Origin of the sequence: Aminobacter sp. P9b (genome assembly GCF_045345995.1) — a bacterium.
Classification (GTDB): domain Bacteria; phylum Pseudomonadota; class Alphaproteobacteria; order Rhizobiales; family Rhizobiaceae; genus Aminobacter; species Aminobacter niigataensis.
This window is the reverse complement of record NZ_CP150082.1, coordinates 2,118,538-2,144,798: the sequence shown is the minus strand read 5'-3', so window position 1 is coordinate 2,144,798 and position 26,261 is coordinate 2,118,538. Positions and strand designations below refer to the sequence as shown.

Here is a 26,261-nt window from a genome sequence, read left to right as displayed (position 1 = left end):
CTGCCGATTGTCGGCGTTTTCAGTGACTTGCGTCGTACACGGCGTAAATGCGGCGTTCGGATGGGGCCTGAATCATTCCCACTCAATTGTTCAGAACCCAGCTAGGTCGTTGATCTAGCTGGGTTTTTTCTTGCCCACAGACCAAAATGCCGACCCACGAGCCGTCAAAATCATACGGTGTTGATTTTAAAGGGAAATTTCTACGAGATTTTTTTCGCACAGTGTCGAAATCTATCGAGATCAATCGCCCTTCAGCGCCGAATTTTTCGGTCAGCATCAACCTCACCGCCAACCCCGAAAAAGTACCGTCATCAACTGCTTTAGCAAAGCGAAAGCGCGGAATTGCGGAATCGAGGCCTCCATGGCGACAGATCGCGCCATTGCGTAAGCTTTCGCATGATACATCTGTGACCTCCACTGAAGGCTGGCTGGCTTCGACGAGACTGTTCAGCGGCGTGCTGGCGGCGCGAGCTCGCGACTTATCCAGTTCTGTCGCAGTCGAAGCTATGTATGCTTGATCGCTCGCGGCGCTTGTGTGGTCCACGTCTACCACGCGAGAAATAAGGAGAAGGGTCTTATCGATCCTGTGTGCTCATCCAGTGAAATTGCGGCTGAGTACCTGCCCCAACAATTGCAAAAATGCATGATGGCACGTTTCGCATATGTTTTGTCACATATTGCAATATTTCTGACGGAACGCTCTGCTAACGTTAACGGACAATCCGCAAGAAGATAGTGCTAACCGCAAGAAAATAGCACAAAGCAATGAATAGCGGGCCGAATTCGTCTGCGCATCTGAACAAAACAGGTAGCTGTACTCAGCCGTATTCTGAAGTGATTACGTATCTATTATAGATCGTAATAACTGCGTAATTGAAAAAAATAACAATCTATCGCTTATCGACACAACAGTGAAGGCATAGGGCAGTTTCTGACCTATGAACGGGAGAAGTGTGCAATGAACGTCAATACGCCCATATCGACGAACGCAGAATGCGGTTGTTCGAAACCGTCCACTATAGCCGCGTCAGCGCACCCGTTGGATCCGCTCTCCAAGGATGAACTGCAGAGTGTTTTCAGGATCATCCATGACGATGCTGCCTTCGGTAAGGATTTTTGTTTTGAAACTGTCGAACTCCTTGAGCCAGCAAAGGAGTTGGTTCGATCGTTTCGGCAAGGCGATCCGATTTCCAGACAAGCACGCGTCAATCTGTTCCGGATCGGTCGCGATGGTGTCTGGCGCCTAATTGTCTCGCTCGACGAAAACAAGATCGTCAAGTCGGAGCATATTGCATCTGCAAAGCCTATGATCCAGCTCGAGCAGTTCACCGCCATTGAAGATGCGGTCAGGGAGGCGCCTGATTTTATCGCCGCCTGCAGGCGGCGCGGCATCGACGATATGAGCCAAGTCTGCATTGATCCGTGGTCGGCGGGAAATTTCGGTGTCCCGGACGAGGAAGGCCGGTTTATCGCCCACGTCTTCGCTTGGTTGCGGCTTCGGGAGAACGAAAATTTCTATGCGCATCCCATCGGGGGGCTGAACGCAGTCGTCGATATCAAGACCAACCGTGTTCTGCGCGTCGACGATCACGAGATTATTCCAATCCCGATGAAGGAGGCCAACTACGAAGCCGAGTTCGTCAAGGAACCGCGGCAGCCTTACAAACCGCTCAACATCACCCAGCCAGAGGGTGTTTCATTCAAGCTGGATGGCCATCAGCTAAGCTGGGACAAGTGGACGTTCCGTGTTGGTTTCAATGCGCGGGAAGGCCTGACGCTTCACGAAATCAGCTACGATGGGCGGCCGGTCGTCTATCGCGCATCGCTTGTCGAGATGGTGGTCCCCTATGGCACTCCTGATCGTGGCCATTTCCGCAAGAATGTCTTCGACATCGGCGAATACGGTATCGGCAAGCTGGCGAACTCGCTCAAGCTCGGCTGCGATTGTCTCGGGGCCATCCAATATCTGGACGCAAATCTCGCGACGATGACTGGCGATGTCGTTACGATCGAGAATGCCATCTGCATGCATGAAGAGGATGCCGGCCTTCTCTGGAAACACTGGGACTTTCGATCCAACCATGTCGAGTCTCGCCGGGCCCGCAAGTTCGTCGTCTCCTGCATCTGCACGGTGGCAAACTATGAGTATGGCATTTTCTGGTACCTCCACACGGATGGTTCGATCGAACTAGAACTGAAGGCGACCGGCATCATCAACACGACGGCCTGCCACCCAGGAAAGCCGGGGCGCTATGGCAAGGAAGTTTCACCAGGCGTTCTGGGACACATCCATCAACATGTCTTCTGCGCCCGGCTGGACATGAGCGTCGACGGCGATCGCAACAGCGTTGTCGAGCTCAACACCTATGCCGCGCCGGAGGGGCCGGACAATCCACACGGCAATGCCTTCTACGAAGAAGAGACGGTGCTGGCGTCCGAACTCCAGGCCTGTCGGCGTGTGAACCTTGAAACCCATCGGGTATGGAAAATAGCGAGCGCCGACCGGAAGAACCATGTCGGCGAACCCACCGCGTACAAGCTCGAGGCCACTCATCCCGTAACGCCGTACGTTGCCGCGCACTCGCCGTCGGGCCGGCGTTCGACCTTCACAAGCAATCATTTGTGGGTGACGGCTTTTGATCCCGAGGAACGCTATCCAGCAGGCGAATACATGAACCACTCTGATGGCTCCGGGGAGTCGCGGACTTCGTGATGAAGGACAGGCCGCTGGTCGACGAGGATCTTGTCCTCTGGCACACCTTCGGAGTGCATCACCAGGTTCGACCAGAGGATTTTCCTGTCCAGCCATGCATCTTCACCGGCTTCAAACTGATGCCGAGCGGTTTCTTCGACCAGAACCCTGGCATCGATCTGGTGAGCGAAACCAACGGCGCGAGCTGCCACGCGATCGCTGACCGGTAAACCAGCTTCGCCAACGGGGAAGCGACACACGCTTCCCCGCGTTCCCGAGGAAAATGCCATGAGTAGTACTCGAGGCCTCCGATTTGGGGGAATGACCTCGCACGCCATTGTGGTAGCCAGTGCGGGTGCAGCCGCAGTCAGCGCCGGCGTCAATGCGCTGCCGCTGCTCTTCACAGATGCCCTTGTGCGGGACCTTCAGTGGTCGGAAGCGACATTGTACGCAAGCATCTCGGTCGGCATGGTGGTTTCCGTGCTTACCGCGCCGCTGGGAGCTCTCCTGATGGCGCGTTTCGGGCTCCGGCAAACGATCGTAGGCGTCCTGTCCATCCTGCTTGCGACGCTGATGCTGTCTGGTCTGGCAGGCTCGGCCGACCAGCTGGCTTTCATCTGGGTTCTTGCTGCGGCCGCAAGCGGTTGTCTCAACCCGATCGTCGTAGGATCGATCGTTGCCGCAAAGCAGCATCCGCAGCACTGCGCGACTGCGTCGAGTCTGTTTCTATCCTGCTCCGCCGTAGCACCTATCCTCGCCCTTCCCCTTTTCTCGTTGCTGATCGCAAGTTTTGGATGGTTTGCGGCCATTTCTGCGGCAGCAGGTGCGATTGCCGTCACCATTTTCGGTGTCACTGTCGCGATCCCGCCGACCGCATCGCCCCCTCGGGACAGAGGCGAACCTCGCCTTCCGTTTGGGTCCTTCAAAACCTGGGCTGCAGACAGGCAGTTCTGGTTGCTGGTCTTCCTGACCTGTGTTTGCGGCGTGACGTCGTCCGGGCTGGTTGGCAATCATCTCATCAGCATCTGTCGGGCGGCCGGCCTGCCTGCGATGGCAGGCGTCGGTGCTGTTGCACTGACCGGCGTCACGGTAGCTTTTGGTGGGCTGGCGTTCGGCATGGCCGCTGATCGTTTCAGCGGTATCTGGCTTCTGGCCGCTTACTACATTGCACGCGCGCTTCTTCTGTTCTGGCTGCCACAGAGCTCTTTCAGCTTTGAAGAGCTTTCGCAGTTCGCGGTATTCTATGGCCTGGACTGGGCGGCAACCATGCCAGCGCTCATGCGGCTCGGCTCGCAGCATTTTGGTGCGCGCCGGATCGGACCCTGCATGTCGATCTTGGCGGTGGTCCATCACGGGGCGGCAGCGGCCACTACGTTCGTGGTCGGTGCGGCCGGCCCCCAATTCTATTCCCTAGCCTTCGGTATCGGCGGGCTTTTGTGCCTTATGGCGGGATTTCTCCTCATTCTGAATCACCGGTGTTTGCCCACGAGGCAATCGACCTTGTTGCAAGTGCAGCCGGGTCCTTCTGGCGAAATCGCCAGTGCAAGAAGCGCATAACGACGCAGTCAATCATAACAACAACACTAAAGGGGAACGACAGTGAGTAAGGTTGAAGCTTACGAGGCGCCGAGCGGCGCCAATCTAAACCAGCATGAGCTTGTGCGCTCAATTACCTGGAAAGATGCATTCTGGGTCGCAAGTGGCGTGCCCGCTCTCGTTCTATTCTCGATTGGCGGAATTGCCGCCCTTGTCGGCACGCCCTCATGGTTGTGCTGGACGTTGTCTGTCGTATTCGGCTTTTTCCAGGCATTCGTGTACGCCGAAATCGCGGGCCTGTTTCCTGGAAAATCCGGCGGCGCATCGGTCTATGGCGCGGCTGCGTGGGTGCGTTACTCCAAAATCATCGCCCCACTATCCCTGTGGTCCAACTGGCTCGCCTGGACACCAGTGCTCACGGTTGGCTCAAGCGTCGCCGCGAGCTACATCCTGGCGACACTGTTTCCTTCAACCGCGTCGATCATGACGGCCAAGCTGACCCTCCTTGATCTCGGGATGCTCAAGCAAGGGCTGCAAATCCGGATCAATGCGGTCTCCGTCGTCGCGACGATCCTGTTGCTCGGCACATTCGCCATCCAACATCGCGGTATTCTTGGAACCGCAAAAGTCCAGACGATCATTGGTGTGGTCGCGTTGACCCCGCTGCTTCTGATCGGCGTAATGCCATTTTTGACTGGCGATGTCATCGCTTCGCATTTCACGCCATTCGAACCTCTTAGCGGGGCATGGGACAAGGCGGGATGGACGCTGTTCTTCGGCGGAATCTACATGGCGGCTTGGTCATCTTATGCGTTCGAGACAGCGGTGTGCTACACGAGAGAGTTTCGTAATCCTGAAACCGACACGTTCAAAGCCATTTTCTGGTCCGGAATTTTGTGTCTCGCCGCCTATACCTTGATACCTTTGGCCTTCCAGGGATTTCTCGGGCAAGACGGCATGGCATCGCCGGCTATCGTTGACGGCTCGGGCGTCGCGGCCGTGCTTGTGCAGATGGTCGGTGGCAGCGGGCTCATTGGTAACATCATTATCGTGATGCTCGTTCTTGCGCTGTTGCTCGGTGTTAGTACGTCGATGGCAGGATCCTCGCGCACGCTTTATCAAGGCAGTGTCGACGGCTGGCTGCCGCGCTACCTGAGCAAGGTCAACGAGCATGGCGCCCCAACGCGCGCGATGTGGACAGACCTCAGTTTCAACGTTGTTCTCCTGACGCTTTCGGATTCCCTGTTCGTTTTGGCGGTGTCGAACATCTGCTATCTCGTGTTCATCTTCCTAAACCTTCAGGCCGGCTGGATTCATCGCATCGACAACGCCCACATCGAGCGCTCCTATCGCTGCCCAAACTGGATCATGACGATTGGCGTTGTGCTCGCATTTGTGAATGCCTTTCTACTAGGGGCCGGAGCGAATGTCTGGGGGCAGGGAACCTTGATAACCGGCATAATTGCTCTCGCACTGATCCTGCCGGTGTTTTGGTACAGGCACTACATCATCGACAAAGGCGTGTTTCCGGCCGCTATGCTCAAGGATCTGCACACCTCAGATGGGCTCCTCGCGGCTCCAAAAGCTGGCTGGTTGCCTTTTGCTGCTCTGGCGCTTGGTGCCGGCATCGTCTTCGGCGCCAACTATTACTTCCATGGTGGGCTTTGATGCCGCGGCACACAAGCCGTCGAGCAGATTGCAAAATCATGGGCATCGTCCCGGCGATGGGCTTCGCGGCAGCGCGAAGGCAGCGACGCTAGCTCCAGCCTGAATCGGAAATGCGCAGGGCCAACACATCGGCCCTGCGCAATCGAAAGTACCCGTAGCTCTGGCAGAAGTAATCCCAATGACCGAGAAAATACCTTGCCTTCGCCCGATCGTGATAATCAAGACTGGCGACACGTTCGACCAAATCCGCGATCGGTATGGTGATTTCGAGGACTGGATCAGCGATATCCTGGCCTCGGCAGACTGCGACCATCCTATCGTCGTAGTGGATCCGCGTGACGGCAAAAACCTTCCTGAGTCTGTCTCAATCGCCGGCATCGTGGTGACGGGATCGCATGCCATGGTCACGGAGGATGTGCCGTGGATCCGTGAACTCTCTCGCTGGCTGCAAGAGGCAGTCCACCATCGAGTGCCGACCTTGGGAATTTGCTTCGGTCATCAAGTACTCGCCCAATGCTTGGGCGGCATGGTAACCGAAAGAAACAAGGGCGCCCAAATAGGGAGCGTCCCGATTGTTGTGACCCCGGAAGGCCGTGAAGATCCTCTTTTCGGATCAATCCCGCCGACATTTGCGGCACAGCTGGTCCACTGGCAGTCCGCGGTACAACTACCGCCTAACGCGATCGTCCTGGCCCATTCCCTCATGGAACCTCATCAGGCCTTCCGGGTCGGCCCTTGCGCGTGGGGTGTCCAGTTTCACCCCGAAATCTCGAAAGCCGTCGTTGCGGAATATTTGGATCTTCTTGCACCGCGCCTCGCAGCCGAGGGTCATGGCGTCAATCAGCTCAAGGCTGAAGTCAGCGCAACTCCGTATTCGGTGAAGGTACTACGCAATTTTGCAACCTACATAGCCGCCTACGAAAGTTGCAAACCGTGACAATATCCGTGCATAATGTGCCACCCTACGGCTTTCACCCAACCATCAAGTGAAAGAGACCAAATGGGCCCTCGCCTTACCAAATCCTATGAGGCAAGCTCGCAGCCGATAGCCAGTATCCGCTCCTCTGTTTTGGGCGTAGTGGTCAGCGCGCTTGAGGCAACGGGGTTCTCAACCGACAACTTGCTTGCCCAGCATGGGCTATCCAGACTGACCTTGGACGACCCTTATAACCCGGTCTCGCTTAAGAATTATGTGGCGTTCTTCGAGGACGCCGCAAAAGTGAGCAACCAGCCATTGTTGGGGATCAGGTTAGGGAACGCGATCAAGGCGGAGGATCTGGGACCGGTCGGTGTGCTCTATACGATGATGCAGACCCTCCGTTTTGCAATCATCCGTTTCAGCCATTTCTTTCCGGCATTGCAAGGCAACACGAAGCTTGGCCTTTCGGTGACGGGTGACGCCACCTGGCTTGAATATCAGATTGAGGACCCGGCAATCTGGCCAAGGCGTCAGGACACCGAGTTCACGCTAGCCCTGATCTGTGCCCTCACACGTAGCCGATTGGGGCGCGGTTGGGCGCCGGAAGAGATCACTTTGAGCATTCTGCCCCGAGCAGTCATCGCGACATGGCCCACTTTTTCGGAGCAGTCATTCGATTTGATCAGCAGATAAATCGGATGCTGATTAGAAATGAGGATCTAGACCTTCCCTTCGTGTCCGCGAATCCGGCGGCAATTGCCATCATCGAGCAGCATCTGAACGATCTGATTGGAGATGGTGTCGCACTATCCTTTGAGGATGCAGTTTTGCACGCTGTCATGCGCTGTATGAAACAGGGAGATGTTACCCTGGAACTCGTCGCGGCACGGCTTGGAGTTGGTTCGCGAACTCTCCAAAGGCGGCTGGCCGCAGCGGGTCGGACATTCCGAGAGGTCGTCCAGGAACAACGTCGCGGAACAGCTGAGGTACTCCTGAAGGACGAGCGGATCGCACTGGGTGTTGTCGCAGGAAATCTTGGCTATACAGACACGGCCACCATGTCGCGCGCGTTCAAAGCGTGGACCGGTCAATCTCCTCGCGCTTACTCCAAGAAGGGTCGCCGAGACGCTCTCTGAGCCAGTAAGCAATAATATTTGCGCAGAAACGGAAAAAGTTCACGCCTCGGGAGAAGCGCATGGACAAGCGTCTAATCGACCATCATGCCGACCGCATTCAGACTGCGGTCGCATCGAATGCCGCGGCAAAGTCAGCGCTAATTGCCTCGTGGCGGCGGTCTTCTAGGCTGCACAGGCTCGACCCAACGGAGCATGCGTCGCCGCGGCGGCTGACCGAGATTGAGCTGTGCGAGGCGCGCCAGCGGATCGAGCCGTTGCTCGTCGCAGCGCAATCTACCCTCAACCGGCTCTATCTGGCGGTCGGCGGCATCGGCTGCTGCGTTCTTCTCGCCGATCGCGATGGCGTGCCAGTCGATAGACGCGGTGCAGTTGCCGACGACGAGACGTTTCATTCATGGGGGCTTTGGACGGGAGCCGTTTGGAGCGAAGAGAGTGAGGGTACCAACGGTATAGGCACCTGTCTCGTCGAACAGCGCGCGCTGACGATCCACCGCGATCAGCATTTCTACACGCGCAATACCCTCCTCAGTTGCACGACTGCGCCGATCTACGACCATGAGGGCAACCTTGTTGCGGCCCTCGATGTGTCGTCCTGTCGGGCCGATCTGACGAAAAGCTTCGTCAACCTCATCTCGATGGCTGTGGTTGACGCGGCGCGTCGCATCGAGGCAGAGAATTTCCGTATGGCGTTTCCAACCGCGCGCATTGTGCTGGCACCGATGATCGACAAGACTGTCGAAGCCTTGGTCGCGGTCGACGCGGACGAACTTGTGGTCGGCGCAACACGCTCCGCACGTCTAGTGCTTGGCATAACGCAGGATTGCTTGAAGAAGCCTCTACCGGCATCCAATCTCTTCAGTGCTGCAAGCGAGGAACCAGAAAACCTGGCGCAGGCGGAACGGCGTGTCCTGCACAGGGCTCTGGCGCGGGTGAACGGCAATGTTAGCGCCGCCGCGCGGCTTCTTGGTGTCAGTCGCGCCACGCTGCACCGCAAGCTGAAACGTCTCGATGTCGCGCGCGTGTCGCAGCCCTGCGACAGTCCAGTTCGCTGGTGTTCATGGACGGGCTGACTCCGAACGCCAGTGGCGTCATTCCTCTTCATCTAGGCGCCGTATGTCTCGGTGTCGTTTCATGGGAGGAACAACATGAACAAGGTGGAATTCTCGCGCACCGCCAAGGTGCGTTTGCCAAGCGCTATGACAACTTCATCGGCGGCGCCTGGGTGGCGCCGAAGGCCGGCCGCTATTTCGAAAACATCTCACCTGTCACAGGCCGGCCGCTCGGCGAGGTTGCTAGCTCCGATGCGGCCGACATCGAGGCGGCACTCGATGCCGCCCACAAGGCCAAGGACGCCTGGGGCAAGACACCGCCGGCGACCCGCGCGCTGATCCTCAACCGCATCGCCGATCGGATGGAGGAAAACCTCGACCTTCTGGCGCTGGCCGAGACCTGGGACAACGGCAAGCCGATCCGCGAGACGACAGCCGCCGATGTGCCGCTTGCCATCGACCATTTCCGCTATTTCGCCGGCGTCCTGCGCAGCCAGGAAGGCAGCCTGTCGCAGATCGACGACGACACCGTCGCCTACCATTTCCACGAGCCGCTCGGCGTCGTCGGCCAGATCATCCCGTGGAACTTCCCGCTGCTGATGGCCTGCTGGAAGCTGGCGCCGGCAATTGCCGCCGGCAATTGCGTGGTGCTGAAGCCGGCCGAGCAGACCCCCGCCTCCATCATGCTGTGGGCCGACCTGATCGGCGACCTGTTGCCCGACGGCGTATTGAACATCGTCAACGGCTTCGGTCTCGAAGCCGGCAAGCCGCTGGCCTCGAGCCCGCGCATCGCCAAGATCGCCTTTACCGGCGAGACGACGACCGGCCGGCTGATCATGCAATATGCCTCGCAGAACCTGATCCCGGTGACGCTGGAACTCGGCGGCAAGTCGCCCAACATCTTCTTCCAGGACGTGACGTCGGAAGACGACGACTTCTTCGACAAGGCGATCGAAGGCTTCGTCATGTTCGCACTCAACCAGGGCGAGGTCTGCACCTGCCCAAGCCGCGCCTTGGTGCATGAGAAGATCTACGACAGGTTCATGGAGCGCGCGCTGAAGCGCGTCGAGGCAATCGTCCAGGGCGACCCGCTCGACCCGGCAACGATGATCGGCGCGCAGGCGTCGTCCGAGCAGTTGGAGAAGATCCTGTCCTACATGGACATCGGCCGTCAGGAAGGTGCCGAGGTGCTGACCGGCGGCGAGCGCGCACATCTGCCCGGCGACCTTGCCGGCGGCTACTACGTCAAGCCGACCGTCTTCAAGGGCCACAACAAGATGCGCATCTTCCAGGAGGAGATCTTCGGCCCGGTGGTGTCGGTCACCACCTTCAAGGACGACGACGACGCATTGTCGATCGCCAACGACACGCTCTACGGCCTCGGTGCCGGCATCTGGAGCCGCGACGCCAACCGGCTCTACCGCTTCGGCCGCGCCATCCAGGCCGGCCGCGTGTGGACCAATTGCTACCATGCCTATCCGGCGCACGCGGCGTTCGGCGGCTACAAGCAGTCGGGCATCGGCCGCGAGACGCACAAGATGATGCTCGACCACTACCAGCAGACCAAGAACATGCTGGTCAGCTACAGCCCGAAGAAGCTCGGGTTTTTCTGAGCCTCTTCCTTCTCCCCGCTTGCGGGGAGAAGGTGTCACGAAGTGACGGATGAGGGGCGGCTCGAACCAGCAATGTCTGCGCTGCCCCTCACCTGCCTGCCGGCATCCTCTCCCCGTAAACGGGGAGAGGAAAGCTAACCCGGAACTCCGACCATGCCCTCGCACCCTCCCCTCGACAAGGTCTCCGCGACGGCCGAAGCAGTCGCCCTGCTCGACGAGATCATCGCCGACCATGATGGCCGTCGCCCGAACAATGGCGCCGGTCATCTTCCAGAGGGACCGGCCTTGGCTGCTTCACCCAAGCGGTGGCCTACAACGGGTGAAGCCATGCTGCTAAGCCAGTATCGCCGTCATGGAAAATTTCACTTCCGGTTGGCCGCCCGAGATCGGCGTTCCATTCGTCCGCTACCGCGGGCGCAGCCGCTCGGCGCTGCAACGCGCTCGTCCACATGACGGGCAGCGGTTACCCTTAGGTTCTTATGATCGTCATTGTCTGTCGCCCCGACGAGATGGACGCCCGGTCTCTGCCGTCGTGCAAACGGGTGGGGGCCACAATGCCCGGCCGGCTGGATCTTTTCAGACCCCGAACGGTGCATAGAGCACGCGATGCATAGACTCATGAATACCGCTTCTCTCAGCAATGGGTGCTTACGCTTTTTGTGAGTTGGGGATGCAGCCTGTCGTAGCCGCTCTAGAGTGAGAGAAGGGGGGATTTTCCGTGACGGTTGAGGTCGGAAGAGAGGGTTCCGGCGCCGTCATGGAGGTTTCTGCCATGAACACGCAAGTTCTTGATGCCACTCACCAGCTCAATGGTGGCTTCAAAGTGGATGTGACGCGCGGCGAGCACGTCGGCCGAGTTTCGTCTGAATGGTTCTCGCGGCCCGAAGACGAGCGCTTTCTATCTCTGAACGATCTAAAAGCCCTGGATCGAGGAGCATTCTTGTACCTGCTTCGCAAACAAGCTTACTTCATCGAAAATGAGACTCGGAACATTTGCGCTACGCGCAACCTGCATGATCTCAGCAAGGATGGACGTAGCTATTTCGGGTGCGCTCTTGGCGCCGGAAAATAGACCGGCAGGTCCATGAATACGTCCCAGTCGAACAGAGTCGATGCCCGCCTTCGCCAAGATCTCCAAACGTTTGCCGTGGGTGCGCCTGCTGCCCATGGCACCGACATAGAACGCATCCGTCTCCAGCGCAGCAGGGATCAATTTACGCTCCCATTCATGATCATGGAACATGAAAACGATAGCTGAATTTGCATCAGCCTGGAAATCCGGAATGTCAGTCGTGCTTTTGATTGCCAATGTCGCAATCCCGTCAGATTCCGCTGTATGCCGTGTCTCAATGTCTGGTGAGTGCAAGATTGCGTCGAGACCCGAAAACCTTCCCAGCTTTAGCAGTTGAAGTGCAGCCGGGCCCACTCCTGCGACAATCAATCTTCGCCGGGAATAATACTTACGGAACATGATTTCGGGCGGAAACTCATCGATATCTCCGGGGATACGCAATGAAGCCGCCTGTCGGCGGCTCACGCTTGCATCGATTGCCTGAAGCTCAGTTTCGGAAACGTGTACATCGAAGACAATCTCGATCGCGCTGCCGCAAGGCAAGTGAATGTCGAGATATTTTGACCCGCGCCCATAGCGGACACGCCGGTTCCGACCTTCTTGTATCGCAGAAAGGGCCTCGGCAACGACAGCACGTTCAATGCAGCCGCCTGACAGATACCCTACCCAATCGCCGCCTTCCGAAACGGCCATCTGCGCTCCCAAGGGCCGTGGAGATGATCCTTCGATCTTTACCAGGGTTATAAGAGCAATGCGCTCGCCGGAACGCATCCAATCAAGCGCAAAGTCGATCACATAATCATCGAACCGATCCGCATCCTGCCTTTTCATGACGCTTCCCTTGTTTGCTCAATTCCTGCCAAAGTGAGCGGGTCGGTGATGCTGCGGATGTGGAGAGTCGAAGTTTTATTACTTGGTCATATTCGCCTTTTCCAGTTGCTCAGCGATCTTGGCGCGCTGCGCCATGCGCGGCCCCAAATAGCTTCCGAGGGCGTCGAGGCTGGCGGCAAGCACCAACGCGAGCCCGCTTGCCACCAGCTGAATAAATGGTGGCACGTTGAGCAAAGTCAGACCATTTTCGAGAACACCGAGGAAGATCCATGCTGTCACCACGCCGAAAATCCGTCCTCTACCACCGGCGAAGGCGACACCGCCGAGCAGGACAATGGTTAGCGCCTGCAACTCCATCTGCACGCCCAACGCACCGGGCGACACGCCATCTAGACGTGAGGCGAGGAGGACACCAGCCGATCCCGCTGCCGCGCCGGTCGCGATGTAGAGGCTTACCAGGAGGCGCTTCACCGGTAATGCTGCCAAGAACGCGGCGTGCGGGTTGACCCCGACCGCATAAACATATCGTCCCCACACGGTCTTCGACATGAAGACTGCAGACAAAATAAAGCAGGTCGCGACGATCAATAGGAGGATCGGGACGCCGAGCAAGCGCCCGTTGCCGATGAAGAAAAATGTGTCACCAAGCCCGTAGACTTCGGTCGGGTTAATCAGCAGGGTGACGCCGCGCAGGAAGCTGAGCATGCCCAGCGTCACAATGATGGGATTGAAGCGCAGTATGCCGCAGAGGAACCCATTGATGGCTCCGATCAGCGACCCAGTCAACACGCCGGCAAGGATCGCGATCGGTGGCGACACTCCGAATTTGGTTATCGCCACCGCCGAGATCATTCCCGAGAATGCGATGTTCGAGCCAACCGAAAGGTCCACATGGCCGGCTATGACTAAGATGGCCATCGCCGCGACTACCACCCCTATGGCAGCATAGTTCGTCAGGATGACCGTAAAATTGGAGACGGTGAGGAATGCGCTGCTCTGGTACGTGAAATATAGTACCATTGCTATCAGCGTGCCGAGCAGAATGTTGTTAATCAGAAAGCTCGTCTGGCTTGCGGCACGAAGGTATCGCGAGCCTGAAACTGGGGCTGTCATCGAAGGAGCTTTCGTACTCATGCTATGTCTTCCCTGTGTTCGATCTTGTGAGCCAGGCCGATGAGCGTTGTCTCGTTGATGTCGTCACCACTAACTATCCCGGCAATCTTGCCGCCGGACAATACGATTACGCGTGTAGCGATCTGCATCAGTTCGTCTGGCTCACTCGATGTAGCAATGACCGCCCGGGAGGGGTTAGAACTGACCAGTTGGATCGCATCATAGATTTCCCGGCGTGCCCCAACATCTACGCCTTGGGTCGGCTCATCCAGCAGTAAAAGACGGCATTCCTGCGTGTCATTCAGCCAACGTGCGAGAACCAGCTTCTGCTGGTTGCCACCCGAAAATCGCTGCGCTTCCAGGTCCATGCGCCGCGGCTGTAGATTCAGCCGCTCCGCTACATCGGAAAACACCATGGCTTCGGCGTTGTGCTTACGGAGGCCGCGCGCGCTCACATGGCGGAAGGTCGAAAGAAGCGCGTTCTCCAAAGCCGAGAGGCTTTGGAAGATGCTGCGCCTCAGCCTGTCCGAGGGAACCAGCGCCACGCCTCGGCTAACCGCATCAGCGGGTTTGTTCGGCACATAGGATTCCCCGTTCAGCGTAATCGTTCCGGAATGGAGCGGCTGGACACCGAACAGCGTATCGAGCAATTCCGTCCGACCGGAACCCACGAGCCCGAACACCCCCACCACCTCTCCGGGGAACACGTCGAAGCTGATCGGGCCAATGCCGGGCGAAACGACGTTCTTGACGGCGAGAAGTGGCTTCTCGCACTTGTGAGAAGCTTGACGTTGTCTGGCACGCCCCCTGAAGACGTTCTTGCCGACAATCGCGTGTACGAGTTCATCGTGACTCAGCTGGTCAACGCGCCCCGAGAGCACCACTTCTCCCCCCGCAGAACAGTCACCCGGTCCGCGAGATCGAAGACTTCGTTGAGACGATGCGTAACATAAAGAACGGGAAGATTCTGTTTGCGAAGTTGTTTCAGATTCTCGCCAAGGCGCTCCGCCTCCCGCTCCGACAGTGACGCCGTCGGCTCGTCCAAGATGAGTACTTTCGGCCGCGCCGAGAGTGCTTTGACAATCTCTATGGCTTGCAGTTCGGCACTGGAGACCTCGCTCAAATCCGTGGCGGGATTGAGTGCTATCCCCATCTGGGAGAGCAAGGAGATCGCTTCGGATCGTTGCTTGCTGCGATGGACAAAGGGCCCGGTACAGACTTCTCGTCCCAAGAAGACATTGTCGGCGACGTCGAGCGACATCACCAATGAAAGCTCTTGGTAAACAACCGCGATCCCGGCGTCGCGCGACAGTTTTGGCGTTAACGCCTTGTAGTGCTGCTCCCCGACCTTGATCTCTCCGCCATCGGGAGTGATCGCTCCCGACAGACATTTGATCAAGGTCGACTTTCCGGCCCCATTGGCGCCCAAGAGCGCGTGAATCTCTCCGTCCTCGACAGCAAGATTCACGCTCTTCAGAACGTCAACTCCTCCATAGGCCTTGCAGAGTTTCTTAACCGCGAATGTCATGGCGGTCTCCTCCCAGCCTATTTTGAAATCAGTCTGTAACGCCTTGCTCGTCCAAAAATTTCTGCGCGTCCCCCGATTTCTCAGTCACTAGCGCAAGCGGAACGATCTTATCTCCGGTCTCCTCGCCCTTCACCAGCCGGTCGGCCGTTTCGGCGATTGCATTGCCAACTTCCGTGAGCGGGATGGCCATAGACGCACGATAGATGGTACCCCCCTCGCGCAGCAGCTTAAGCGCCGGGGGCGTTCCGTCCATGCCGCCGATGAAGGCCTTGGGATCCTTGGAATCCTTGCCGGCGGCAATCCAAGCCTTGTAGGCGCCTTCTGTCGCTGGATCCTCAACACCGAGGATGACGTTCACGTCCGGATGCGCCTGGAGGATCGTGCGGGTGACGTTCAGGCCTTCCGTCGGAGTGATCGCGTCCTGCTCAGCGACGATCTCTACATTGGGAGCGTGTGCCTTAAGGCCGTCCTTAATGCCATTGCCGCGCAGTTGTCCCCATGAGCCCTTTTCATAGCCGAGGATCGCGACCTTGGCGGCGCCGCCGAGATTCTCGGTGATCCACTGGCCAGCATACTCGCCTAGGCGGCGACCGTCGTCATATTGAGCATACCCCACCGTGGCGTTCTGATTCTCGATCTTCTCGCCATAGGTTATCCACGCGATGCCGGCATCGCGTGCTTGTTTTGCGATCGCCACAAAGACCTGTGGCTGCAAGACGACACAGACGATAACGGCGACCTTCTGTTGGATCCAGGTCTTGATCGTGTTGATCTGCTTGTTCAGGTCGCTGCCCGGATCATCGACGATGACATTAAAGCCGAGTTCCTTGCCGCGCGCTTTTGCCTGATTGAGGGTGGTGATCACTGCACCGATTGTCGAGGAGTTCGGAAAGCTGATGGCGATGACCTTTTCCTGCGCACTGGCTTCGGACCCTACCCCGAGGCCAAGCGCCGCGAAGAAAGCTGCAGCACCGCCAGTAAACAAGCGGCGCGTCATCTCCGCATCGAGGCAGATAGTTGTCGTTTTCTTTTCCATGGCTATTCCCCTTTTTTTGTTGTGGAAAATTCAATTTCTCTGGCAATCCAGTGCGGCGGCACTGGCACGCAGGACCGTTCCGTCCAATTCGATATTGGCTCCATACGGCGCCGACAGGCTCACCAGACGGTGATGTATCCGATCGAAATCATTGTCCTTTGCGATTAAGGGAAGGCGATCAGAATTCAGGGTAGTCGGGGTTAACTCGATCCCGAGAACGTTGGATTGCGAAATCGAAATGGTTGCGACATATCCGTCCGGCGACATTTCTGCCCAGAGCGCCCGCACGGCCGGCGGCGCATCGAGAAAAACCTGCTGGCCGACCAGGGTGCCCAAACCAAAGAAAATAGGCTTGCCGCGATAGAAGCCGATGGGGTGAACTGCATGCGGATGGTGCCCATGGATAATGTCTGCGCCGGCGTCAATTAGCCTTTGCGCCAGCGGTAGCTGATATTCGGCGAGATCCTCTCCCGATCCGAAACCCCAATGAATTGTGACGATGAGCGTGTCGCACTTGTTGCGGAGCGCGCGGATTGCCGCAACCGCCGCCTCCACGTCGGTCTCCCTGGCTTGCGTTCTGGCGCGCACTGCAGACAGGTCGCCAGGCTCCTCCATCTGATAGTAGGGATCGATTTCGTATGATGTCTGCACGTGGATGGGAGCGATGCCAGGTCGATTGATCCCTGCCGACATGCCGGTCGGCAGGAGGCACGAATAGGCAAGCACTCCAATTTGCCTGCCTGCCACCGTTGCGATCGCCGGCGCCGTAGCCTCAGCGATGTTTGAGCCGGCGCCTATGACAGTCAGACCCTGCGACCGCAACAGGTCGATGGTCTGGGAAAGACCCTCCCAGCCGTAATCGACCGCGTGATTGTTGGCTACCGTCACCATGTCGAGCCCAAGCTCCGAAAGTGTAGGAGCGATGGACGGATCAGCCTTAATGTTTAGCAGCTTCTCAACTGCTCTAACTTGATCCGTGAGCGGCATCTCAAAATTGCCGAGGGCAAAATCTGCGTTTTCAATGAGCCGGAACGTCTGTTTTACGTCTGCGGCATCAGCCACAAGACCGCGTGTCGGGCAGATATCCCCTGTCAATACCACACCCAACGCATGCACGATTTCACCTCATGTTAGCTAGGCATCTTCATACTATCATATAGGTTCATACTATAATACAGGTTGACACTCGATTCAAGCACGTTTGGCTTGTTATCCCTTCAGATACTCGCCCAATCGTCGCATGAAGCGCATGCAAGATTCGACCTGATCCACGGCGATGTATTCATCTGGCTGATGCGCTTGGTCCACATTGCCCGGACCGCACAGCACAGTTGGATATCCGCGCACTTGGAACTGACCAGCCTCGGTGGCGAACGGCATCGCGACCGTCTCATTGGACTCGCTGAGTTTCAGCGCCAGCGTCTCCGCCATCGAACCTGGCTCGCGCACAAGGCCCGGCACTTCTGTGCCGACAATAGTGGATATGGTGGCGTCGTCAGTGTACCGGCGCAGTCTTGGAAGTACCTTGGCGCTGGCATAGCGCTCCAGATGCCGCACGGCGAGGTCCTGCGGTATTCCGGGCAAGCCACGGAACTCCCAGTGGAACTTACATTCACGAGCCAGTATGTTTCGGGCCGTGCCGCCGGAAATCGTGCCGACGTTAATGGTCGAATAGGCGGGCTCCAGCCCTCCGCTGGGGTCTGTCTCTTTTTCAAGCCGGGCGGCGAACCTGTACAGTTCATCGACCAATTCGCAGGCACCCATGATTGCATTTGCCCCGATGTTCGGTTTCGAGGAATGTGCTTCGTGGCCCGTCACTGTGGTGTAATAGGTCGAGATGCTCTTGTGGGTATCTGCGACCTTCATCATCGTCGGCTCGCCGACGATGACCGAGGAAGGCTTGGGCAACGATCTTCCGAATTCCTCGATTACCGCAATCGACCCTCGGCTCGTCACTTCTTCATCATAGCTCAGAACTATGTGAACCGGCTTGGCGATGTTGGATGCGAGGAAATAGGGAATGTGTGCCACCGCAATGGCACCGAAGGCCTTCATGTCGCAGGTTCCGCGGCCATAGAGCCGCCCGTCAGCCTGACGCAACGAATACGGATCACTGCTCCATGCCTGTCCTTCGACCGGGACGACGTCGATATGCCCCGAAAGGACTACGCCGCCGTCCACCGGAGGGCCTACCGTTATGCAAAGCGTCGCCTTGCTTTTCTCTGCGTTGAACGTCCTGAAGCAGCTGACTCGCGGTCCTTTGACGCTGCCCTCAACCCAATCGACGAGTTCGAGGTTGGAGCGAGAGCTTTCGGTGTTAAAAGAAATGAAACGTTCAATGACATTCAAAGTCGATTCAAGACCGACCGCTGATGAGCCGTTCATCGTACCACTCCAAATTTTTGTGTCAGGCGGAAAGTTTCCTTCAGATGAACTTTTTTTCCTACAGTCCATTAGTTTAGTCAATTCTAAAATTGACACCCAGTCATTTTCGATCATCAACGAAGCGTCTCGTTACTTGTCGGCTCGCACACCGGCCGTATGGCAGACACCTATCAACTCGATGTCTGGAGCCCGCGCGCGTAGATCGGCAGCCGGCTCTGCGGCGACAATCGAGACAGAACCTGATCGGGCCAAAAGTCTGCTTGCCCAGCGGCATTGCTCGCGATCGGCCAGTCGGCCGATCAGCGCGTTTTGGCGAGACAAGAGAGCTTCCGCCTACCAGGGAGCCAGCCGTAGTTTAGGTGAACCGGCCGGACAATGAGATCGCAGGTGATAATAAGAAACTGAGCTTATATTTGACTCACGTACAAACTGACCATGCCGTAGTATTTGGTTCAGAATCCTTGGCTGACAGGGTCAGACTGTTACGATGGTCATAGCAGTTTCATGTGGCGGTTCACGTCTTTGTACAGGAGATAGCGAAGTCCGTCAGGACCGCCGGCATAAAGAGCCTGTGGGCAAAAGGCACGAAGCCAGAGAAAGTCGCCGGCCTCGACTTCCACCCAATCGCTGTTGAGCCGGTAAACCGCTTTGCCTTCCAATATGTAGATGCCATGCTCCATCACATGCGTTTCCATGAAGGGGATCGTCGCACCGCCTTCAAACCAGACGATGTTGATGTGCATGTCGTAGCGTAGATCGCTTGGGTCGATGAAACGGACGGAGCCCCACAAGGGTGGCTCATCGCACATGCTTACGCCGGCAGCTTTATCTTCATGGGTGAAGATCGCCGGTGGCGTTCCCAGTTTGCCAGCCGGCTCGAACTTCTTGCGGATCCATTGAAACCGGCAGATCTCTGCTGACGGATTGATGATCTGCCACACCTGGCCGGCGGGTATAAAAGCGAATGAGCCCTTCACCATGCGATGTTGAACGCCGTTGGTGGTGATCGTCATCGTTCCAGCAGTCACGAAGATTGCGCTTTGCGCGTGCGGATCGGGCTCCGGATCTTCACTGCCGCCGCCGGGCGACACTTCCATGTAATATTGCGAAAAGGTTTCAGCGAAACCTGAAAGCGGCCGCGCCAACACCCAAAGCCGCGTGTCGCGCCATTCCGGCAGGGCACTTGAAACGATGTCCCTCAGGACGGAGCCCGGAATAATGGCATAGGCTGGCGTAAAGACTGCCCTGCTGGAAAGAAGCTGTCTTTGATCAGGAAGGCCGCCAGCAACCAAGGATGAATTTCTATCCACGAGAACCTCTCACAAATGTCGAACCGATTGCTGGTGTTTATGAAGCGGTCGCCCGTGAGTGGCGCTTTCTCGTCGAACCAGCTGACCATACCCTTTGTCGGCAGTTATTTTCCCTTCCAGGAAAACTGTCTTGCCGCGAACAATAGTGCGTTCGACACGACCGCAGAATTCTTTGCCGACGTACGGGCTTTCCTTGTAGCGGTAGAAAAGATCTTCCGTTTGAAGGGTCCAGACCTTTTGGGGGTCAACCAGCGCGAAATCTGCGTCCGCTCCCGGTACGATCGCTCCCTTGCGCGGATAAATGCCAAAAATGCGCGCAGGGTTGGACGACATCATTTTTACCAGGAGTTCCCAGGAGAGGCCGCGCATGTGCACGCCCTCCGTGATAATCGCCGGCAGGATCGACTGGATGCCCGTAATGCCGCCGGTGCCCTGCCAGACATCGTTTTCGCCAGCCTTGTACAAGTCCGGGAGAAACGGCGAGTGATCCGACGCGATCACGTCAACCTTGCCGCGCAGCACGCGGTCCCAAAGTTCCTCCACCTCCGGCCGCGACCGGATCGGCGGCGCGGAGCGTAAGCGAGGCCCGACGCGTAGATAGTCGTCCAGGTCGAAGCACAGATGGTGGGCACAGACTTCGGCATAAACATCCTGGCCCCGATGAGCGGCTTCACGCACCGTGTCGACGCCCCCGGCCCAACTGATATGGACTATATACAAACTGCTTGCGGCAGCCTTTGCCAGAAGGATCGCCCGATTGATGGCTTCAAGCTCCGATTCGATCGGATGCGAATCGTTCCAAGCCATGCGATCGTGACGGCCCTCCGCCTTCAACCGTTTTTCCAAATGTTCGATCAGCGTGTCGTTTTCCGCATGCACGCCAACAATGTTGCCAAACTTCGCCGTCTTCTGCAGGCCGGTGAATAGCTGTCCGTCATCGACCTTGGGGTAGCTGCTGGACCTGCGCATGAACGCCTTGTAGGCTACGACCCCCAGTTCATTTTGTTCATCGAGATGTTCGAGATTGTCATCGATTAGGCCGCCCCAGAATGCGTAGTCGGCCACACAAAGATCTTTCACCATTTCATATTTGGCGGCGTGCGCCTTCGCCGTGGCCATAGGCGGAATGTCGGCGAGCGGCATGTCGATCGCTGTTGTCACGCCACCTGCCGCGGACGCCCGCGTACCGGCCTCGAACCCCTCAAACTCGCGACCAGGATGGCTGAAATGGGAATGCGCGTCGATGATGCCGGGCAGAAGATACAATCCTTCCGCATCGATGGTTTCATCCGCGTCGACATGTCCGTTCGCACCGGTGATCTGCGCGATTACACCTTTGTCGACCGCCACGCCGCCCTCGAAACTGCCGTTTTCGGTGATGACCCTCACATTCTTGATAAAAAGATCCATGGATGGTTCCTTAACTAGGCTTTGCCCGGATACACTGTATTTCGGGCTGACTCGACGACTTTCAAAGCCGGCGCGATCGCCGACCAATGCCGGCCCGGAGTGCACGATTACACCCTGATCCCGCCTTGTTCCTTTCGATACTTATTGATCGCCTCGGATACGGCATTATCAATTTCAGCGGAACAATGTTGTTCGTCGCTTTACTGAAATGGTCTTACTGCCCTGAACGAACGCACCGCTCCCCCGGTGCCGGCGAGCAGAACGGTTGGCACCAGCATGAACTGCGATTGATCGATGCCCCGCCTTGGAGACCCTTGTCGTAGCGTTCATGCCAGTTCCCACCGATTATCAGGATCAAGATCTCTTCGACCCTGCGATGCAATCAAGACCCCTGTTCTACAGGCTGTCAACATCATTATGATAGGTTTATGATTGCTTGCAGCGCGGCTCGGCGTCTCACAATCCGCCTTGAGCCACACAATCCGCCTGCTGAAGAACGCCTCGGGGTTCGCCTACTGACACGCACCACCCGAAGCGTTGCGCCGACCGAGGCTGGCACGCGACTGATCGTCGGCGTCGCTCCCGGCGTTGATCGCATCGAGACAGAGCTGGCCGCGATCGATGGCTTGGCCGTAGACCAACGAAATGCAATTTCGGAGTTGTTTCAGATGCAGTGCCACCTGATTAGACTGCGCATGAACTCAACTGAGCATATAGCCACCTTCAATTGTGTATTTACGGGACATTGACGCTGATATAATTGACGAAATTGCTAAAAAACTGGTCAGCGATTTTACGAGCAGTTCCCTCGATCAGCTTAGATCCTATTTGTGCAATTTTTCCACCGATCACGACATCCGCAATATAGGTTAACTCAGTCCCTCGGTCATTCGGTGTAAGCAGAACCTTGGCTTCGCCGCGTGCCATGCCCGCAATGCCACCTGAACCTTGGAATATGATTACACACTGATTTGGTGGCTGCTGCTCTGTCATTTCTGCGTGACCCTGGAAGCGCGCCTTGATTGGCCCGATCTTCAACGTCACAACCGCTTCATACTTTACAGGAGAAGTCTGGATAACTTCTTCGCATCCAGGAATGCTCTTATGAAGCACCTCAGGATTGTTGAGCAATTCCCATACTTTTTTTGGTTCCGCGTCTATGTCGTAATTTCCTTCGAACTTCATACAAGTTCCTCACTCTTTGCAATTTCAGTCGTAGGAGAAACGGACTTTATTGCGTTGATTATGTTCTGGTAGCCCGTGCAACGACAAAGGTTTCCGGAAATGAGCTCTCGAATTTCCTTGTCGCTTGAAAAGTCAATGTGAAGATCCGCTGTCAGCGCGTAGTCCAGTGTCATTAGCAGGCCAGGCGTACAAAACCCGCACTGAAGACCGTGTTTTTCATGGAATGCCTGCTGGAGCGCTCCCAAACAGCCATCGACGGCCAAGGCTTCGACAGTCCGGATCGAATGGCCTTCGGCCTGAACCGCAAGCATCAAACAACTGCGTGCCGGTTCCCCATCAAACTGGATTGTGCATGCGCCACACACGCCATGTTCGCAACCGACATGGGTCCCGGTGAGGCGCAACTCGTCGCGCAGGAAATCCGCCAGCAAAGTTCTGCTGTCCACTTTTCGTTCAATTGCTTGGCCGTTGACGGTAAGAGAAATTACGTGACTGCTCATAACTTCAACCTCTCTTTACATCGAGATGAACAATCCGGTCTGCGGCCCTGGCGATGGCTCTGGAAGTCACGGCGGAGGCAAGCTTCGCCCTGTTCTCGGCAGTCATCGTCGAGTCCTCCGCAATGTCGAGGATTTCGCGGCAATGGAGCTTTACATCTGCAGGCAGATCATTTCCGACCGGCCTGCCGATAAGCCATTGCTCCAGAGCATGGAAACGGATCGGCGTTTCGCCAATGCTGCAAAGGGCTATGCGCGCATAATCGATCTTCCTATCCTCAGCGCCGATCAGAACTGCGGCGCCGCATTGTGCGAAATCGCCATGCCGCCGCGCGACTTCCTCAAACGCCCATCCAACGTATTGGGATGGTACGGGAATGCGGATTTCGCAAAGCAGTTCATCGCTTTGAAGACCGTTTTGCAAGGCGCCTTCGAAGAACTCTTCGGGCGTAAGAACGCGCTCCCCCCGTTTCTCGGACTTGCAGACCATTGAGGCGCCTAATGCAGTTATCACCGCAGGCATTTCCGACGCCGGGTGCGCATTGCAAAGATTGCCACCCAAAGTACCTCGCGTCTTGATCTGAATGTGCGCGACCGAAGTCATCGCCTCGGACATCAACGGTATCGTCGAGCGGAAGATTTCTTCCTGTTCAACACGACAGTGCCGGACCATCGACCCGACATACAAGGTATCGTTTTCGCATCGAACCTGCTGCAGCTCGGAAATGTCATTGATATCGAGTACCAGTGCCGGACGGGACATTCGGAAGTTGAGCAGCGGCATCAGGCTTTGCCCGCCAGCAAGTATAGCGACATCGTCGGAATGTTCGGCCAGGATTGCGAGCGCTTCTGGCAAGCTGGTCGGCCGAATATAGTCAAACGCGGTAGGTTTCATGCGCATGCTCCGGCAGAAATGGCGGTCAAGATGCGATCTGGGGTAACCGGAGTTCGGTTCAATTTCGAGTTCGTGATTGGGCGTAGTGCATTCTCGATAGCGTTCACTACTGCGGCCGGAGTACCGATAGTGCCTCCTTCTCCGACTCCCTTCATCCCCCCCGGTATGAGCGGTGACTCGGTCACCATATGGTCAAAACGCATGTTTGGTATTTCGCTGGCTGTAGGCATCAGGAAGTCCGCAAAGGAGCCTGTCCCTAGTTGACCGTTCTCGTCATAGCGCAACTCTTCATAGAGAGCCTGTGCGATGCCTTGAGCAATTCCGCCGTGAAGTTGGCCATCCACGATCATCGGATTGACGATCGTTCCCATGTCGTGAACCAGCATGCAGTCCAGGAACGACACCGCGCCGGTATCTTCATCGACTTCAACGGCAACCAGGTTCATGCCGTATGGCCAAGCTAACTGCACTGTGTCGAAAACCCCTACCGCCTCGAGCCCCGGCTCTACATCCTCCGGCAGCTCGATGATTTGGCAATAGGCAGCCCTGCCGATGGAAGCGAAAGATACATAACGACCCGGATCGTCGCGCACCATGACGCCGCGATTTGCCAGAACTAACGTATCCGGATCGGCCTGAAGCCAATGACGAGCAATAGAGAGTATCTTTTCCCGCAAACGCGTCGCCGCGCGCATGACAGCCGGACCGCCGATAGTGATCGAACGGCTAGCCCCTGTGCCCCAGCCGGTGTAGGGGTTAAGGGCCGTATCTCCCGTCATTACCGTCACGTCATCAGGATTCAAACCTAACGCGTCGGCAGCTATTTGCGCCAAGCTATTGGTCACGCCCTGACCCATGTCGCAGAGGCCTGTGTAGACATACACATCACCGGTCGTATCCATCCGAATACGTGCAATGTCGTAACCACCTTGCCGTCCACCAACATAATTAAGAAAACGCGATGGGCCATGGGCGCTAACCTCGGCGTAAAACGACATTCCGATCCCAATACGCCGTCCTTGGGCCTGCGCTGCTGCCTGGCGCTCCAACCATGCCTCGTAGCCGAACGTCTTCAGTGCTCTGTCATGCAATACCTCATACCGGCCGCTGTCGAACGTATGAGCAAGACCGGTGTAAGGCATTCTGGCTTCAGGCACGTAATTGATCCGCCGCACCGCAGCCGGATCAAGCTGGAGTTTGTGCGCCAAAAGATCCACCATCCGTTCGACTGCAAAGTTTGCCTGAGGCTGTCCCCAGCCGCGATAGGAACCTGACGGCGGCTTGTTGGTTACAATCGCCTTTGCGACGGAACGTGCGTTCGGGATCAAATAGACACCCGTCATCATCACCGAAGTCAGCCAGACCGGTCCCATCGACATTGTATGATGGCTCGCGCCGAGATCGCCTTTTATGTCCGCGATAATGCCGGTAATGCGCCCGTCGTTCATGGCACAGAGTTTGACGTCGATGACTTGCTCGCGGGCGTGAACTGTCGCCGAAAAAGCCTCCAGCCGGTCTTCTATCCAGCGCACCGGTGCCTTGACCCGCTTGGCAAGGAGCACGATCGCGGGTTCTTCGACGTAGAAATGAAATTTCGCACCGAAGCCTCCACCCAAACGGGGCGATCTGATGCGTATCTTGCTGGCCGGAATATCCAGCATTTCCGACATGAAATCACGGCACTGATTGATGATCTGCGTACCATTCCAGACATTCAAGTTCTCGCCCTTGAAGTCCCATTGCGCGATGAAGCCGCGCGTCTCGAGCGGAGCCGGATGGCAGCGTTGGATTTCGAACCGCTCCTCAAAGACGAGGTCGGCAGATGCCATGGCCGCGTCCACATCGCCAATTTCCGAGCTGACCTTGGCCGCGACATTGTCAGGCCATCCCTCATAGAGACGTGGCCCGTCAACAGCAAGCGAAGCATCGATGGAAGCGACGACAGGCAATTCCTCATATTTGACGACGATCAACTCCAGTGCATCTTCTGCGACATAGCGATTTATCGCGGCGACCACAGCGACCGGTTCACCGGCATAGCGAACGATGTCTCGGGCCAGCGGGAAAGTCGGGGTTTCGCGATGGTTCTGGTAGGTAATCATGAGGGGAAGCGGTTTGACATAGTCCGGAATATCCGCGCCCACCATGACGTCGTACACACCAGGCAGAGCCAGGGCTTGTGAGACGTCTATCGAGACGATCCTAGCATGAGCAAACGGACTACGCAGGAACGCGGCCTCAAGCATGCCAGGAAGCTTGATATCGGCAATGTACTCGGCTCGCCCTGCAAGGATATCCGCATCCTCGCGACGCGGTACGCTTTTTCCGACCCAGGTACCGAAGGCGTCGCCCTTATTAATGTCAGCAAACATGCAAACCTCCACAG

22 protein-coding genes and 3 pseudogenes are annotated in these 26,261 nt (G+C 57.0%); 11 read left to right on the top strand and 14 right to left on the bottom strand.

The window, feature by feature from the left end; all coding sequences use genetic code 11:
• Positions 1 to 82 precede the first annotated feature (82 nt).
• A complete protein-coding gene (locus WHT83_RS10570; protein ID WP_406873757.1) occupies positions 83 to 544 on the bottom strand; it encodes a hypothetical protein in 462 nt (153 codons plus the stop codon).
• A 414-nt stretch (positions 545 to 958) separates the two neighbouring features.
• On the opposite strand from WHT83_RS10570, the gene WHT83_RS10565 reads away from it, so the two are divergent.
• The 10 genes and pseudogenes from WHT83_RS10565 to WHT83_RS10520 form a co-directional block, all read left to right on the top strand.
• On the top strand, positions 959 to 2,713 hold the full coding sequence (locus WHT83_RS10565) for a primary-amine oxidase (protein ID WP_406873756.1): 1,755 nt from the start codon (positions 959 to 961) through the stop codon (positions 2,711 to 2,713).
• A complete protein-coding gene (locus tag WHT83_RS10560) occupies positions 2,713 to 2,922 on the top strand; it encodes a hypothetical protein (protein ID WP_406873755.1) in 210 nt (69 codons plus the stop codon). The genes WHT83_RS10565 and WHT83_RS10560 overlap by 1 nt, the downstream gene beginning before the upstream one ends.
• A gap of 91 nt (positions 2,923 to 3,013) precedes the next feature.
• Positions 3,014 to 4,249, top strand: a complete 1,236-nt coding sequence (locus tag WHT83_RS10555; RefSeq protein ID WP_406873754.1) for an MFS transporter — start codon at positions 3,014 to 3,016, stop codon at positions 4,247 to 4,249.
• Positions 4,250 to 4,291: 42 nt separating this feature from the next.
• Positions 4,292 to 5,896 (top strand): APC family permease, encoded by a 1,605-nt coding sequence (locus tag WHT83_RS10550; RefSeq protein ID WP_406873753.1) that lies wholly within the window; start codon positions 4,292 to 4,294, stop codon positions 5,894 to 5,896.
• A 178-nt stretch (positions 5,897 to 6,074) separates the two neighbouring features.
• Positions 6,075 to 6,833 (top strand): glutamine amidotransferase, encoded by a 759-nt coding sequence (locus WHT83_RS10545; protein WP_406873752.1) that lies wholly within the window; start codon positions 6,075 to 6,077, stop codon positions 6,831 to 6,833.
• 63 nt (positions 6,834 to 6,896) lie between these two features.
• Positions 6,897 to 7,508, top strand: a complete 612-nt coding sequence (locus WHT83_RS10540) for an AraC family transcriptional regulator ligand-binding domain-containing protein (protein WP_406873751.1) — start codon at positions 6,897 to 6,899, stop codon at positions 7,506 to 7,508.
• A complete protein-coding gene (locus WHT83_RS10535; RefSeq protein ID WP_406873750.1) occupies positions 7,463 to 7,951 on the top strand; it encodes a helix-turn-helix transcriptional regulator in 489 nt (162 codons plus the stop codon). The genes WHT83_RS10540 and WHT83_RS10535 overlap by 46 nt, the downstream gene beginning before the upstream one ends.
• 59 nt (positions 7,952 to 8,010) lie before the next feature.
• A complete protein-coding gene (locus tag WHT83_RS10530; RefSeq protein ID WP_406873749.1) occupies positions 8,011 to 9,021 on the top strand; it encodes a GAF domain-containing protein in 1,011 nt (336 codons plus the stop codon).
• 75 nt (positions 9,022 to 9,096) lie between these two features.
• Positions 9,097 to 10,613, top strand: a pseudogene (adh, locus tag WHT83_RS10525) (aldehyde dehydrogenase).
• A 772-nt stretch (positions 10,614 to 11,385) separates the two neighbouring features.
• Positions 11,386 to 11,530 (top strand): annotated as a pseudogene (locus tag WHT83_RS10520) (DUF932 domain-containing protein); the annotation flags it as partial.
• Here the strand turns inward: WHT83_RS10520 and WHT83_RS10515 are convergent.
• The 9 genes from WHT83_RS10515 to allB all read right to left on the bottom strand — a co-directional run bounded on the left by WHT83_RS10515 (position 11,527) and on the right by allB (position 21,298).
• The gene (locus WHT83_RS10515; protein WP_406873748.1) at positions 11,527 to 12,516 is read right to left on the bottom strand and encodes an XdhC family protein; all 990 of its coding nucleotides are present in this window, start codon (positions 12,514 to 12,516) and stop codon (positions 11,527 to 11,529) included. The pseudogene WHT83_RS10520 and the gene WHT83_RS10515 sit on opposite strands and share 4 nt — an antisense overlap.
• A 78-nt stretch (positions 12,517 to 12,594) precedes the next feature.
• Positions 12,595 to 13,650 (bottom strand): ABC transporter permease, encoded by a 1,056-nt coding sequence (locus tag WHT83_RS10510; RefSeq protein WP_154387392.1) that lies wholly within the window; start codon positions 13,648 to 13,650, stop codon positions 12,595 to 12,597.
• Positions 13,647 to 14,510, bottom strand: coding sequence for an ATP-binding cassette domain-containing protein (locus WHT83_RS10505; RefSeq protein WP_406873747.1), 864 nt, complete (start codon positions 14,508 to 14,510; stop codon positions 13,647 to 13,649). The genes WHT83_RS10510 and WHT83_RS10505 overlap by 4 nt, the downstream gene beginning before the upstream one ends.
• Positions 14,483 to 15,157, bottom strand: coding sequence for an ATP-binding cassette domain-containing protein (locus WHT83_RS10500; RefSeq protein WP_406873746.1), 675 nt, complete (start codon positions 15,155 to 15,157; stop codon positions 14,483 to 14,485). The genes WHT83_RS10505 and WHT83_RS10500 overlap by 28 nt, the downstream gene beginning before the upstream one ends.
• 28 nt (positions 15,158 to 15,185) lie before the next feature.
• Positions 15,186 to 16,193 carry a sugar ABC transporter substrate-binding protein gene (locus tag WHT83_RS10495; RefSeq protein WP_154387394.1) on the bottom strand — a complete coding sequence of 336 codons (1,008 nt, stop codon included), beginning with the start codon at positions 16,191 to 16,193 and terminating at the stop codon, positions 15,186 to 15,188.
• Positions 16,194 to 16,223: 30 nt separating this feature from the next.
• Positions 16,224 to 17,309, bottom strand: coding sequence for a CapA family protein (locus WHT83_RS10490; protein WP_406873745.1), 1,086 nt, complete (start codon positions 17,307 to 17,309; stop codon positions 16,224 to 16,226).
• Positions 17,310 to 17,402: 93 nt separating this feature from the next.
• A complete protein-coding gene (gene argE, locus WHT83_RS10485; protein WP_406873744.1) occupies positions 17,403 to 18,578 on the bottom strand; it encodes an acetylornithine deacetylase in 1,176 nt (391 codons plus the stop codon).
• A 491-nt stretch (positions 18,579 to 19,069) separates the two neighbouring features.
• Positions 19,070 to 19,888, bottom strand: coding sequence for a bifunctional allantoicase/(S)-ureidoglycine aminohydrolase (locus WHT83_RS10480; RefSeq protein ID WP_185910200.1), 819 nt, complete (start codon positions 19,886 to 19,888; stop codon positions 19,070 to 19,072).
• 9 nt (positions 19,889 to 19,897) lie between these two features.
• Positions 19,898 to 21,298 (bottom strand): allantoinase AllB, encoded by a 1,401-nt coding sequence (gene allB, locus WHT83_RS10475; RefSeq protein WP_154387397.1) that lies wholly within the window; start codon positions 21,296 to 21,298, stop codon positions 19,898 to 19,900.
• 438 nt (positions 21,299 to 21,736) lie between these two features.
• Here allB and WHT83_RS10470 point away from each other — a divergent pair.
• A pseudogene (locus WHT83_RS10470) lies at positions 21,737 to 21,922 on the top strand (LysR family transcriptional regulator); the annotation flags it as partial.
• A gap of 111 nt (positions 21,923 to 22,033) precedes the next feature.
• On the opposite strand, the gene WHT83_RS10465 reads toward WHT83_RS10470, so the two are convergent.
• From WHT83_RS10465 to WHT83_RS10450, 4 genes are read right to left on the bottom strand one after another with little or no spacing between them, the layout of a single operon-like run.
• Positions 22,034 to 22,483, bottom strand: a complete 450-nt coding sequence (locus tag WHT83_RS10465) for a CoxG family protein (protein ID WP_154387398.1) — start codon at positions 22,481 to 22,483, stop codon at positions 22,034 to 22,036.
• Positions 22,480 to 22,983 (bottom strand): (2Fe-2S)-binding protein, encoded by a 504-nt coding sequence (locus WHT83_RS10460; RefSeq protein ID WP_154387399.1) that lies wholly within the window; start codon positions 22,981 to 22,983, stop codon positions 22,480 to 22,482. The genes WHT83_RS10465 and WHT83_RS10460 overlap by 4 nt, the downstream gene beginning before the upstream one ends.
• Before the next feature lie 4 nt (positions 22,984 to 22,987).
• On the bottom strand, positions 22,988 to 23,875 hold the full coding sequence (locus WHT83_RS10455; protein WP_406873743.1) for an FAD binding domain-containing protein: 888 nt from the start codon (positions 23,873 to 23,875) through the stop codon (positions 22,988 to 22,990).
• Positions 23,872 to 26,247, bottom strand: coding sequence for a xanthine dehydrogenase family protein molybdopterin-binding subunit (locus WHT83_RS10450; RefSeq protein ID WP_406873742.1), 2,376 nt, complete (start codon positions 26,245 to 26,247; stop codon positions 23,872 to 23,874). Before WHT83_RS10450 ends, WHT83_RS10455 begins: the two co-directional genes overlap by 4 nt.
• Between the last annotated feature and the right edge of the window lie 14 nt (positions 26,248 to 26,261).